The sequence below is a fragment of the Lysinibacillus sp. AR18-8 genome, from assembly GCF_001705465.1.
GTDB lineage: Bacteria > Bacillota > Bacilli > Bacillales_A > Planococcaceae > Lysinibacillus > Lysinibacillus capsici.
Map to the genome: position 1 here is coordinate 1 of NZ_MDGU01000002.1, position 13,149 is coordinate 13,149.

Below are 13,149 nucleotides of genomic sequence, written 5' to 3' on the forward strand. Positions count from 1 at the left end.
GGGCTTTTGTCTACAGTCTGGGCCTTTCATTGTAATGAAAGGCTTTTACTATGTCTGTCATTGCATTCAAAATTTGCAAATGATATGGTGGTACATGAGGTGAAAATTATGGAAAATTTTGATATTGCTATTATTGGAGCGGGACCAGGTGGCTATGTGGCTGCCATACATGCAGCCAAGAATGGCAAAAAAGTAGCACTCATCGAACGAGATAAATTGGGAGGAGCCTGCTATAATGTTGGCTGCATTCCATCAAAGATTTTATTGGAGCATAGTAAACTTGTGCAGGAAATAAAAAGAGGGAATAGCTGGGGAATAGAAGTGCCTAAAGTGGAAATTAATTTTCCTCGACTAATGCAACGGAAAGATACAATTATTCATGAACTACTAACAAACATTGAGCAATATATTATCGATAATCATATAACTTTATATCGTGGTGAAGCTTCAATCGTAAAGGACTTAACGATAACTATCGGGAATGAGACGATAATGGCATCAGATATAATTTTAGCGACAGGTAGTAAACCCTTTGTTCCACGATTCGAAGGGTTAGAGACATCCACCTACTATACGACGGACACATTTTTTGAGATAGACAAGCTTCCAGCCCAGCTAACAATCATTGGCGGGGGCGTAATTGCCATTGAAATGGCGTTTAGTTTAGCACCACTTGGTACAAAGGTAACAGTGCTTAATCATAGCGAGGATATTTTACAAACGGAAGAGGCGGATGCAAGACCGCTGATTCGAGAAAAGATGAAGAAACTTGGTATTGAACTTGTGATAGATTTTCAATTTGAAAAATTTGAAGGTAATATCATTCATACATCTAAAGGATCTTATACATATGAAAACCTTTTATTTGCTACTGGACGTCGTCCCAATATAGAAATTGCTGAGCAACTAGGATTAGCTTTTGATGGTCGATTAATCGCTGTTAATGAGCATTTTGAAACAAGCCTGCCGAATATTTATGCGATAGGTGACTTAGTGGGTGGTTATCAACTTGCACATTCTGCCAGTGCTGAAGGAATTTACGTTGTCGATTATATTGTAGGAAATCAACCAATACCAATTGATCAAACAAGCATTCCACGTTGTGTTTATACAAACCCTGAAATTGCTACATTTGGTTTACTAGAAGAGCAAGTCAAGGCACCGTACATTGTAACCAAAATGCCACTACAAACAAACCCAAAGGCATTAATGGAGGGGAATACTGAAGGCTTTGTCAAGCTAATTTCATCTAAGGATAATGGGCAAATTTTAGGGGCTTGTGTAGTAGCTGATGGTGCAACAGAAATACTTAATGCACTATTAGCAACAAAAAATGCTGGTGGTACAGCTCTAACACTTGCACATATGATTTTTCCACATCCTACTGTATCGGAGCATATTGGAGATGTGGCTAAAGCTGTGTTTGGGAAAGCAATACACCAATAAAAAGCTGTTGACATTCTAGAAATTTATGTTAAATTAATTTTATAAGAATACTAGGAATTTAAGTTAACTAGACATCTAGAGGCTTCTATTTTACAAAACGATGTTTCATCGATTTGTAGAATAGGGGCCTTTTTTATAACATTGCTAAAAGGAGTGGGCAAGATGACAAAAGCAGTCATTATTAATGGAAGTAATTCGAAAAATTCTAGAGTTACCGCCATTCATGAAAAGGTGGAGAATCATTTCATTGCACAAGGAGTAGAGGTTCACTCAAATTATATACATGAGCTCCCAGCTACAGATTTATTAACAGCGAATTTTTCTAGTAAGCAAATACAGTCTGAAAATGAGCATGTTAAGGAAGCAGATTTTATTGTCATCCTTACACCAATTTATAAAGCATCCTATACAGGTATTTTGAAGACTTACTTGGATCTACTACCGCAAAAAGCCTTGCTCGATAAGGCTATACTCCCCATTGCTGTAGGAGGTTCGATCAGTCATTTGTTGGCATTGGAATATGCATTAAAGCCAGTATTAGCTGTACTAGGAGCCACTTCCATTACCAATTCTGTTTACATTGTAGATAAACAAATTATACGTTTGGAAGAGGGCGGCTTTGCGATAGAAGAAGAGGCTATCAGTAGACTTGAAGCACAATTAAATCAATTGCAGCAAGCATTCATTGTTAATTAGAATAAATAAAAACGCATTATAGGGGCATCCTATAATGCGTTATTTTTTAATTTCCTTCTGGATTTTCTTCATTCTCCACAGGTATTGTAGAGAGATATAAGAAAGCCTCATCTTGCAATAGCAATATTTTTTCTTCACAAATTCCATGCGATAATGGTCCAGAAAAAATGGACTCCCACCATGTTCCTGTTGTTGTTGTCATTCATCTACGCCCCCGTTTCGGTTTTAATATGTAGTTGTATATTTCCCGAGATGAAAAAACTAAAACATTTCATTTCACATATTGCTATTTCACCCCCTCGATGTAGAAAGAGGATTTTTGCCTCTCGATGTTGTATCGTATAGACAAAGATAGTTTGTTTCAAAATGAAAAAACTATGTATGCCATTTTAAAAAAAGGGGTGCTTTATTGATGAATTTTACGTCACAAGATGTGGAAAATATGATTACAGAGCAACGTCAATTTTATTTTTCACGTGCTACAAAAAGTGTGAAATTTAGAAAAGAGCAATTAAAGAAATTAAAAACTTCAATTTTGAAATATGAGAAGGAAATATTAAATGCGCTTTACTTAGACCTTCGTAAAAGTGAATTTGAAGCGTATGCAACAGAAATTGGCATTGTATTAGATAGTATTTCATATATGGTAAAACATGTAGAAGAATGGATGGAACCAGAAGCAGTCAAAACACCAATACAATATCAAATGGGCAAGAGCTTTATTGTTCGTGAGCCCTATGGCGTAACGTTAATTATTGGGCCATTTAATTATCCATTCCAACTTGTAATGGAGCCACTGATTGGCGCCATAGTTGGAGGAAACACAGCAATCGTCAAACCATCAGAAACCTCTGTACACACAGCAGTCATTGTGAAAAAAATCATTGAGGAAACATTCCCGTCTTCATATGTACGTGTCGTGGAAGGCGAAAAGGAAGAGGTTACGGCTCTTATTCATGCTTCCTTCGATTATATCTTTTTTACAGGTAGTGTAGCCGTTGGTAAAGTAGTAGCAAAAGCTGCTGCAGAACGTTTGACACCAGTTGCGTTAGAGCTTGGTGGCAAAAGTCCAGCAATTGTCGATCAAACAGCAAATCTAGAGGTAGCAGCAAAGCGGATTGTGTGGGGTAAATTTACTAATACTGGACAGACATGTGTGGCCCCTGATTATCTGCTTGTACACAAAGACGTTTATGACCGTTTTATGAAAATATTAAAAGAAACAATCCGTTCGTTTTATGGCAAAAATCCTTTAAAAAGCCCTGATTATGGACGTATCGTTAATTTAAAACAATTTGATCGTTTACAGCAAATAATTGTGGACGAACGTGATGCCATTACATATGGTGGACGAATAGATCGGGATGATTTATATATTGAACCTACAATAGTTGAATATGTAAAATGGACAAGTCCATCCATGCAGGAAGAACTATTTGGTCCTATCTTACCTGTTATGATGTATAATGATTTGCCACTTGCCATTCATCAAATCCGGCAATTACCAAAGCCTTTAGCGGCATACTTCTTCTCAGAACATGAAAAAGCCATGCAATACTTTTTAGAAGAATTACCATTTGGTGGGGGATGTATTAACGACACCATCACACATGTTGGAAATTTACATTTACCATTTGGTGGTGTAGGTCCATCAGGTGTGAAAGCATACCATGGCAAAGCGAGCTTTGAAAACTTTACTCACCCGAAATCTATCTTGAAGAAATCTTCCAAGCTGGAGACAAATGTGTTGTTCCCGCCATATAAACAGAAAGTGAAAATTGTGCGCTCAATTATGAAATAGTTTAACAATGGAGGTATCTTCTTGATGCCTCCATTGTAACTATAACCTTACCATGCATAGACAAGTGTTCTCTAAATAACCTTTTCTCGTTATGTCGAAAAATGCCGATTGGTGATTATAAATGAAAATTTGAAGAAAACATGATTTTTTCCTCAAATGAAAGCGGTTTCGTTGAAAAAACACTAGAGAGGCATTTTATTTATCATGAAATAAGTAGTAAAATAAGTTCAATAGAACGTGGGGGATTTCATATTGTCGTTTTTTGTCGATTATTAAGAATGATGACATGAGTGTAGAGATTGATTGGAGGATTATGAAATGTATGCAGAGGAATTGTTAAGCGCATTACCTTTGAAAAAAATAATTGGCGTGCTGCCAGATCAGGTTAGCGATATCGTAGTAGATTCAAGAAGTGTGCAACCAAATAGCATGTTTGTTTGTATCAAAGGGTATACAGTAGATGGGCATGATTATGCGCAAAAGGCTGTAGATGGTGGCGCAACAATTGTTGTGACGGAGCGAGAATTACCGTTAGGAGAGACAATCGCACAAGTGATTGTGAAAGATACAGATCGTGCAGTAGGTTTACTAGCTGCAAAGTTCTTTGATTATCCTTCAAAGGACATAACGATGATTGGTGTAACGGGAACGAATGGTAAAACATCCGTAACAGGAATTATTCAAAATATAATGCATGGTATGGGCGAGAAATCGGCTTTATCAGGCACAATTGGCTTTAATTTAAATGGAATTTTATATGAATCAGCTAATACAACGAGTGATGCGTTATCGACACAACAAATGATTTTCCGTGCAAAAATGGAAGGCTGTCGATTAATGACAATGGAAGTTTCATCACACGGGTTAGCACTTGGACGTTTAGCAGGTGTTGATTATGATATCGCTATTTTTACGAATCTAACGCACGATCATCTTGATTTCCATGGTACGATGGAGGAATATGGCCATGCAAAAGGCTTATTATTTTCCCAACTTGGACAAGATTTAGAAAAAAATAAATTTGTTGTGTTGAATGCAGACGATGCTTGGTCAGAGAGATATGCTGCAATGACACCATTTCCAGTGTGGACATATGGTTTAAAAAATGAAAATGCTGATTTCCGCGCCATTAACTGTGAATATCACGACTATATGACATCATTTGACGTGGAAATGCCTGAAGGAATTTATCGTGTAAAAATGAATTTGCTTGGGGAATTTAATATTTATAATGTATTGGCAGCCATGATTGCGTTTTATGGTAGGGGCTATTCAATGGAGTCCATTATTGAACAAATCGAGCAACTACCGCCAGTCAAGGGTCGTATGGAGAAAGTATGTTCAGATCTACCTGTGCAAATTTTTATTGATTATGCCCATACTCCAGATGCAATTGAAAAGGCAATTCAAGCAGCGCAACCTTATAAAAAGGGCAAGTTGATTTTCTTAGTTGGAACAGGTGGCAATCGTGATAAATCAAAGCGTCCTGCCATGGCTGAAAAAGCGTCTGCTGCGGAATATGTTATTTTAACGACAGATGATCCACGCTATGAAGACTTCGATAGTATTACAGGCGATCTTGCTAAAGGTATGCTTCATGATAATTATGCTTGTATTGGAGATCGTGCAGAGGCAGTGCGCCATGCGATTGAAATTGCTGAACCGGGTGACATGATTATTTTTGCTGGTAAAGGCCATGAGGATTATCAAATTATCGAAAATACAAAATTTCCACATAGTGATGCAGAAATTGCGATAGAAGCAGGCCGATTAAAATTCGTGTGATGAAAGCTAAATTCTTAGGAAACCCTTTTAGTTGTAACTAAAGGGTTTTCTTTTTTGAGATTTCATGTAAAAAGGTTGTACGAAAGGCAAGTCTTCTTTTATTATTATTAAGTATGAAAAAAGGAGAATGACGAGATGAATTCAAATTTAGAACAAGATATACTATCGCGTCGTACTTTTGCCATTATCAGTCACCCTGATGCTGGGAAAACGACGATTACAGAAAAGCTTTTACTTTTTGGTGGTGCTATTCGTGATGCAGGTACAGTAAAAGGTAAAAAAACAGGTAAATTTGCAACATCGGACTGGATGGAGATCGAAAAACAACGTGGGATTTCGGTTACTTCATCTGTCATGCAATTCGATTATAACGGCTCTCGTGTGAATATCTTGGATACCCCTGGTCACCAAGATTTCTCGGAAGACACATATCGTACATTGATGGCTGTAGATAGTGCTGTCATGGTAGTGGATGCTGCCAAAGGGATCGAGGCACAGACTTTAAAGCTATTTAAGGTTTGTAAAATGCGTGGTATTCCTATTTTTACATTTATTAATAAGTTAGACCGTCAAGGGAAAGAGCCGCTTGAATTGATCGAAGAGCTTGAAGAGGTATTAGGTATCAATGCATATCCTATGAACTGGCCAATCGGTATGGGTAAAGAGTTCCTTGGTATTTATGATCGTTACAATAAACGCATTGAGCAATTCCGTACAGATGAAGCGGAACGTTTCTTACCAATTGACGACAATGGGGAGCTTGCTGTGGAGCATCCAATGAAGGTGACTTCTTATTATTCACAAGCAATGGACGATATTTTACTTTTAGATGAAGCGGGGAATGCATATTCTGAGGAAAAAATTCGTCGTGGGGAATTAACACCTGTATTCTTTGGTTCAGCATTAACGAACTTTGGTGTTCAAACTTTCCTGGAAACCTATTTACAATTCGCACCGACGCCACAGCCAAGAATTACTGAAGATGAGCAGTTTATTGATCCTGTGGAGCATGATGAGTTTTCAGGTTTTATTTTCAAGATTCAGGCCAATATGAATCCAGCACACCGTGATCGTATTGCCTTTGTACGTATTGTTTCTGGTAAATTTGAACGTGGAATGAATATGACGTTATCTCGTACAGGGAAGTCATTTAAAGTCACACAATCTACACAGTTCCTTGCAGATGATCGTGAGACAGTAGATGAAGCAGTTGCTGGCGATATTATTGGTTTATATGATACAGGAACATACCAAATTGGAGACACTGTTGTAGGTGGCAAGAAAACATTCCAATTTGAAAAATTACCACAGTTTACACCAGAATTATTCGTCCGTGTCACGGCGAAGAACGTTATGAAATCAAAGCAATTCCATAAAGGGATTTTACAATTAGTGCAAGAGGGTGCTATTCAATACTATAAAACGCTGCATACAGAGGAAGTTATACTTGGAGCAGTTGGTCAATTACAATTTGAAGTATTTGAACATCGTATGAAAAATGAATACAATGTGGAAGTAAAAATGGAGCCAATTGGTTCGAAAATCGCACGCTGGATTGAAAATGAAGAGGATGTCAAAGAATCAATGTCATCAGGTCGATCAATGCTTGTAAAAGACCGTTTTGACAATCTTGTTTTCCTATTTGAAAATGAGTTCGCTATGCGTTGGTTTGCAGATAAAAACGAAAACATTAAACTTTATAGCCTTTTATAATTATAAAACACGAATCGACAATTTTGCGATTCGTGTTTTTTTGCAAGGAAAAATGACACTGTTTGTAGAATATATACATTATTAGGAAATATAAGTTTCCTTAGAGATAGTATCTCAATAACAGGAGCTTATTTATAAAATAATCTCCTTTTCGGCTATCATAGAAAGGAAGAGGTAGAAAAGGAGTTTGTTTATATGAATATTAGTCATTTTTCTATTAAAAGACCTGTCTTTACGATTGTTACTATGCTTTTTGTCATCATACTAGGCGGTGTATTTTTATTAAAAATACCGATTACGTTAATTCCAGAGTTAAATCCTCCTATTGGAGTGGTTGTCACCTCTTATCCTGGGGCAAGCCCGACGGAGGTAAATGAAAAGATAACGAAGCCATTAGAGGCTACACTTGCCACCTTACCTGGTATCAAAAAAATCCAGTCAACCTCACAGGAAGGCTCCAATTTAATTGTGCTTGAGTTCAACTGGTCCACAAATATGGATGTTGTCCAACTTGATATTTTACAGCGAATTGATATGACCCCATTGCCTAATGATGCTGGCAAGCCTAGTTTCCTAAAATTTGATCCGTCTCAATTTCCTATTATTCAGCTGTCTTTACGTGCGGAAAATAATCAAGTAGATGTACGTGTATTAGCAGAGCACTTAGAGAAGGAACTGCTACGGACAGAGGGTGTTGCCAGTGTGAATGTTTCTGGCAAATTGATTGATGAAATCCAAATAGAATTGGATGAAGCAAAGCTAGTTGAAAAAGGCTTGACTCAGACAGACGTGATGCAAATAGTTCAAGCGAATAATGTGTCTCTTCCTGGTGAGCCTGTTTCAACAGATGATGGCAAAATGCTAACAACACGTATAGTTAGCACATTATCTTCTCCGGAAAGCATTGCCAATTTAATTGTTTCGGTGGACCCTTTAACGGGCAAATCATTAACCATTGGTGATCTTGCAACCGTTGAGAGGACAGAACAACAATCTATTACCACAACACGAGCAAATGAGCATCCAGCTGTTCTTATGTCTGTATTACAGGAATCTGGTGCAAATACGGCAGAGGTTTCTAAGGATTTCCAGAAGGCCTTAGAGACATTACTAAAGAAAGATCAGTATAAAGGTATCACAGCAGATATTTTAATTGATCAAGGTAATTATGTGGATTTAGCGATTAGTAATATTGGCTCTTCCTTACTTTTAGGTGGATTATTTGCGATGTTCATCCTATTTGTTTTTTTACGTAGTGTAAAGAGTCCGATCATTATTGGTATTGCGATTCCTTACTCCGTTATTGTCACATTTGTTTTGATGTTTTTTGCGGATTTTTCCCTCAATATTATGACATTAGGTGCTCTGGCACTTGGAATTGGTATGCTTGTGGATAATGCCATAGTCGTTATTGAGAATATAGAAAGACATCTAGGACTAGAAAAAGACCCGATAACTGCAGCAAAGGAAGGAACAAAGGAAGTAGCCCTTGCCATTACAGCTTCCACTTTAACCACAATAGCAGTATTCATTCCTGTTATGTTCATCGAAGGATTGATTGGTCAAATATTTACAGAGTTTGCCTTAACAATCTCATTCAGCTTAATTGCATCTTTAGTAGTTGCGCTTACAGTCGTTCCGATGCTAGCAAGTCGACTTTTAAAAATGAAAAACAATAATTTTTATGTACAACGCAGTAAATCACGTTTTTATAGGCATTACAAGGCGTCAATTGTATGGGTACTAAAGCATCGAATGCTTATACTGCTTTTTACAGTGGTTTGCTTTAGTCTTTCTTTGTTTGGACTGACTAGAATAGGTACTGAATTTTTACCGCCTACAGATGAGGGGTTCACCTCTATAAGTGTCAATCTTGAAAAAGGTGTCGCTGTATCAGAAACAGAAAAGATTGTTAAGCAAATTGAGGAACGTTTAAAGCAGGAAAAGGATGTAGATGTGTATGTTAGTTTAATTGGCGGTACACAACAATCCCAAGCACGTGGACAAACTAGCGCCAACCAAGCTGAGATATATGTAAAGCTTGTCCCATTAGCAGAAAGGCAACGTTCCATTTTTAAATTTGTAGAAGAGCTAGAACAAGATATACAGGGAGAGCTTGAAGAGCAAGCTGAAATTACATTTAATGTATCGACAGCTACAGGATCGTCACCACACACCTTAACATTCCGTTTAACAGATTCCGATGAACAGAGGCTACAGCAAACTGTTAAGAAAGTGCAGCAGGAACTACTAGCGATTCAGCAAGTGACAAATGTCTCTACGGATTTAGATAATACTGTTCAAGAGATTCAAATTGAGGTTAATCGTGAAAAAGCAAAAGACTATGGTTTTGCTCCAGCACAAATCGCTCAAACTGTAAATCAAATGACAAAAGGTCAATTAACGTCCCAATTGATTACTGATGACGGTGCAGTATTACCCGTTTATACAGGTTTTGGGCAGTCATTTAATACGAGTATAGATGCTTTAAAAGCCATGCAGCTGCGTTCGCCAGCAGGATTATTTGTAAAATTAGAGGAAGTGGCTACTGTTTCTATACAAGAGGGGCCGGTATCCATTCGTCGTTCTGATCAAGCAGCAGCAGTGGCCTTTTTTGTAGATTATGAAACAAAGGAATCGTTGGGAGGAATCTCTGCAAAAGTAGATAAAGCATTAGAACAAGTTAATTTACCATCTACTACTCAAGTTGTGTTCAGTGGGGACAGAGAGCTCTATGATAGTGCAATTGATGATATGTTACTAGCTGTGATGCTAGCCATCGTGCTTGTATATATTGTGATGGCAGCTCAATTTGAGTCATTTAAATATCCGTTTGTTATCATGTTTACTGTTCCATTAATGATCATTGGTGTGGCGATAGCTATGTTCCTAACAAATACTTTAATTGGTGTAACCTCAGTTATCGGTATCCTAGTACTAGTAGGAATAGTCGTAAATAACGGTATTGTGCTGGTAGATTATATTAATCAGCAAAAGGCAATGGGCATGCCAGCTTATGAGGCAATTTTACTTGCTACCCAAGATCGGCTTCGTCCAATTTTAATGACAGCCTTAACAACTATTTTAGGGCTTTTACCACTCGCACTGGGCATTGGAGAAGGGACCGAGATGAATCAGCCAATGGGGATTGCTGTTATCGGAGGGCTTGTGACCTCAACTTTACTGACACTGTATATTGTACCGATCATTTACAGTTTAATGGATAAAGATACAAGAAAGATGCACTAGGTTCAAGGGGGAATGGGAGATGAAGGTTCATTTTTTTACAGGTTTTCCTGGTTTCATTTCGAGTCAACTAATTCGAGCATTATTTCAAAAGAAACAAGCACAACAAGTAATTACCATCGTATTGGCTGGTGAAACCATAAAGGCACATAAAGAAAAAAACAAAATATTAGAGGATTTTCCTGACTGTTCGATTCGAATTGTGGAAGGCGATATTACACTACCAAACCTTGGATTAGAAAATCAAATCATCAAAGAAATTGTACCGAAAATTGAAGTGCTTTGGCATTTAGCTGCTATCTATGATTTAGCTGTACCACGTGATATTGCCTGGAAGGTAAATGTTCATGGTACAACAATGGTTAATGATTTTGTTCGCACCTTACCAAATATACAGCGCTATATGTATTTCAGCACTGCCTATGTGGCTGGTACACGTGAGGGCATACTGCGTGAAAATGAATTAATTCGACCAAGAGCATTTAAAAACCACTATGAGGAAACAAAATATGAGGCTGAGCACCGAGTAGAAGATTTAAAATCGGAAATACCATTGACAATAATTAGACCTGGAATTGTTCGTGGTCATTCCCAAACTGGTGAAACCATTAAATTTGATGGTCCTTATTTCTTCTTAAACTTAGTTGAACGTTTAAAGGGTTTACCTTTTATTCCGTACATTGGTCAAACTTCATCGACAATTAATGTAGTGCCAGTTGATTATATTATAAATGCTTCTACTTTTCTGGTTAGTGAACAGAGTGCAGAAGGGAAGACACTTCATTTAACTGATCCTAATCCTCACCCTGTACAGGAGGTATACCGTACAATGGTGAAACTAGTTACAAATTCTTATCCAAAAGGACGTTTACCATTTACATTGGCTAAGCTTTCATTGCAGATTCCATTTATTCGAAAAAAATTAGGTGTCGAACAAGAAACATTAGATTATTTAACATGGAATGCCTCATTTGATACGACTGAAGCATATCATATCTTACAAAAAGGTGGTATTACATGTCCTGATTTTATACAGACGATGCCAAAAATGATTGAGTTTTATTTAGCACATAAGGAAGAGAAGAGCTATCAAATTCAGATTAAGTAACGAAAAAAACATATAGATATTTTTGTCAGTTGTAAATGATAGTGCTATAATATTTGAAAGAAGATACCTTCGACAATTTGTCAAAGGGGAGTAGCTAACAGGTAATTAACTTTCCCTGGTTTCACATTCGTCAAGACATGGTACAACCATCGGGTGTGATAGTGAATGGCTCTATACGTATGACGTGTAGATTGAAGTACCATAAATAGAAAGGGTACGAATTTACTTAGCGAGACCTTTGCCTGAATTAGGGCAGGGGTTTTTTTCTTTTATACTTGAATGACAGGGTCATTGAGGGTATAGAGAGCTTAGAGGAGGCACTAGAATGGAAGCGATTTTACTACAATATGGCTGGGTGTTAATTGTCCTTGTTGTATTAGAGGGATTACTAGCAGCTGATAACGCGGTAGTAATGGCTGTTATGGTGAAGCATTTACCACAAGAGCAGCAAAAAAAGGCGTTATTTTATGGACTATTTGGAGCATTGATATTCCGATTCTCCGCATTATTTGTTATTACAGTTTTAGTAAATTATTGGCAAATACAAGCGGTCGGTGCAGCTTATCTATTATTTATGTCTGCGAAAAATATATATGATTTACGAAAACATAAAGATGAAGAAGAAGCAGCAACCGAAAATGGTGGAAAAAAGGGTTCTGGTTTCTGGTTAACAGTACTAAAAGTAGAGGCTGCCGATATAGCATTTGCTATTGATTCGATGCTAGCAGCCGTTGCAATTGCTGTAACTTTGCCACACTTAGGTGAATTTGATATTGGTGGCATCAATGGCGGTCAGTTCATTGTGATGCTCCTTGGCGGATTTATTGGTGTCATTATGATGCGGTTTGCGGCCCAATGGTTTGTAAAAATATTAAATGATTACCCTTCACTTGAAACAGCGGCATTTCTAATCGTTGGCTGGGTAGGTGTGAAGTTAGTTGTCTTAACATTGGCACATGAGAAGGTGGGAATATTGCCTAAAGAATTTCCACATTCCACGGCATGGGAGTTAACATTCTGGATTGTCCTAGTAGGTATTGCTTTTGTCGGCTATTTAGTCGGTGTAAGAAAGAAAAAATAAGTAGATGAACGTTGGAGGAATAGTTATCACTATTCCTCTCAGACTGTAGACAAAAGCCCTCGAGAAGTTCACTCTCGAGGGCTTTTATCATTTTTCTTCCTATGTCGTCCTGATATTTGGTAATAGATTACCAAATCCAACATACTCTTCGAGCATAGTTGCTCTCTTAAGCTACTTGCCACGTCCAAGTAGCCAGTTTCTTTAAATTCATGGCAGCAAAAGTAAGCATCGCTTGCATGGACAATTTTTTTATACCTCTTAAGGTTGTCCATC

At 37.6% G+C, this 13,149-nt stretch carries 10 protein-coding genes; 8 read left to right on the forward strand and 2 right to left on the reverse strand.

Features of this window, described 5'->3' with window-relative positions; all coding sequences use genetic code 11:
* Positions 1-108 precede the first annotated feature (108 nt).
* Together lpdA and ssuE are read left to right on the forward strand one after the other, a co-directional pair.
* The gene (gene lpdA, locus BFM98_RS00730; protein ID WP_066036264.1) at positions 109-1,446 is read left to right on the forward strand and encodes a dihydrolipoyl dehydrogenase; all 1,338 of its coding nucleotides are present in this window, start codon (positions 109-111) and stop codon (positions 1,444-1,446) included.
* Between the two features lie 162 nt (positions 1,447-1,608).
* Positions 1,609-2,142 (forward strand): NADPH-dependent FMN reductase, encoded by a 534-nt coding sequence (gene ssuE, locus BFM98_RS00735; protein WP_048392005.1) that lies wholly within the window; start codon positions 1,609-1,611, stop codon positions 2,140-2,142.
* Between the two features lie 46 nt (positions 2,143-2,188).
* Here the strand turns inward: ssuE and BFM98_RS23755 are convergent, their stop codons facing one another.
* A complete protein-coding gene (locus BFM98_RS23755; protein ID WP_004224556.1) occupies positions 2,189-2,344 on the reverse strand; it encodes a hypothetical protein in 156 nt (51 codons plus the stop codon).
* 210 nt (positions 2,345-2,554) lie between these two features.
* Between BFM98_RS23755 and BFM98_RS00740 the strand changes: the two genes are divergently transcribed.
* The 6 genes from BFM98_RS00740 (at position 2,555) to BFM98_RS00765 (ending at position 12,876) form a co-directional block, all read left to right on the forward strand.
* The gene (locus BFM98_RS00740) at positions 2,555-3,943 is read left to right on the forward strand and encodes an aldehyde dehydrogenase (RefSeq protein WP_054549801.1); all 1,389 of its coding nucleotides are present in this window, start codon (positions 2,555-2,557) and stop codon (positions 3,941-3,943) included.
* 318 nt (positions 3,944-4,261) lie between these two features.
* The gene (locus tag BFM98_RS00745; protein ID WP_054549802.1) at positions 4,262-5,728 is read left to right on the forward strand and encodes a UDP-N-acetylmuramoyl-L-alanyl-D-glutamate--2,6-diaminopimelate ligase; all 1,467 of its coding nucleotides are present in this window, start codon (positions 4,262-4,264) and stop codon (positions 5,726-5,728) included.
* Between the two features lie 135 nt (positions 5,729-5,863).
* Positions 5,864-7,441 (forward strand): peptide chain release factor 3, encoded by a 1,578-nt coding sequence (locus BFM98_RS00750; RefSeq protein WP_048392002.1) that lies wholly within the window; start codon positions 5,864-5,866, stop codon positions 7,439-7,441.
* A gap of 195 nt (positions 7,442-7,636) precedes the next feature.
* Positions 7,637-10,690 (forward strand): efflux RND transporter permease subunit, encoded by a 3,054-nt coding sequence (locus BFM98_RS00755; RefSeq protein ID WP_066036263.1) that lies wholly within the window; start codon positions 7,637-7,639, stop codon positions 10,688-10,690.
* A gap of 19 nt (positions 10,691-10,709) precedes the next feature.
* The gene (locus BFM98_RS00760; RefSeq protein WP_054549804.1) at positions 10,710-11,795 is read left to right on the forward strand and encodes an SDR family oxidoreductase; all 1,086 of its coding nucleotides are present in this window, start codon (positions 10,710-10,712) and stop codon (positions 11,793-11,795) included.
* Positions 11,796-12,120: 325 nt separating this feature from the next.
* Entirely contained in the window at positions 12,121-12,876 is a 756-nt protein-coding gene (locus BFM98_RS00765; RefSeq protein ID WP_054549805.1) for a TerC family protein, read from the forward strand.
* Between the two features lie 166 nt (positions 12,877-13,042).
* Here the strand turns inward: BFM98_RS00765 and BFM98_RS24610 are convergent.
* On the reverse strand, positions 13,043-13,149 hold a 107-nt coding region (locus tag BFM98_RS24610), incomplete at its 5' end, for a transposase (protein WP_483306191.1).

What these genes read in the sequence shown, in the direction of transcription:
- BFM98_RS00755 (WP_066036263.1), top strand. Translation starts at nt 7,637, where the DNA reads ATGAATATTAGTCATTTTTCTATTAAAAGACCTGTCTTTACGATTGTT.
- BFM98_RS00760 (WP_054549804.1), top strand. Translation starts at nt 10,710, where the DNA reads ATGAAGGTTCATTTTTTTACAGGTTTTCCTGGTTTCATTTCGAGTCAA.
- BFM98_RS00765 (WP_054549805.1), top strand. Translation starts at nt 12,121, where the DNA reads ATGGAAGCGATTTTACTACAATATGGCTGGGTGTTAATTGTCCTTGTT.
- lpdA (WP_066036264.1), top strand. Translation starts at nt 109, where the DNA reads ATGGAAAATTTTGATATTGCTATTATTGGAGCGGGACCAGGTGGCTAT.
- BFM98_RS00745 (WP_054549802.1), top strand. Translation starts at nt 4,262, where the DNA reads ATGTATGCAGAGGAATTGTTAAGCGCATTACCTTTGAAAAAAATAATT.
- BFM98_RS00750 (WP_048392002.1), top strand. Translation starts at nt 5,864, where the DNA reads ATGAATTCAAATTTAGAACAAGATATACTATCGCGTCGTACTTTTGCC.
- BFM98_RS00740 (WP_054549801.1), top strand. Translation starts at nt 2,555, where the DNA reads ATGAATTTTACGTCACAAGATGTGGAAAATATGATTACAGAGCAACGT.
- BFM98_RS23755 (WP_004224556.1), bottom strand. Translation starts at nt 2,344, where the DNA reads ATGACAACAACAACAGGAACATGGTGGGAGTCCATTTTTTCTGGACCA.
- ssuE (WP_048392005.1), top strand. Translation starts at nt 1,609, where the DNA reads ATGACAAAAGCAGTCATTATTAATGGAAGTAATTCGAAAAATTCTAGA.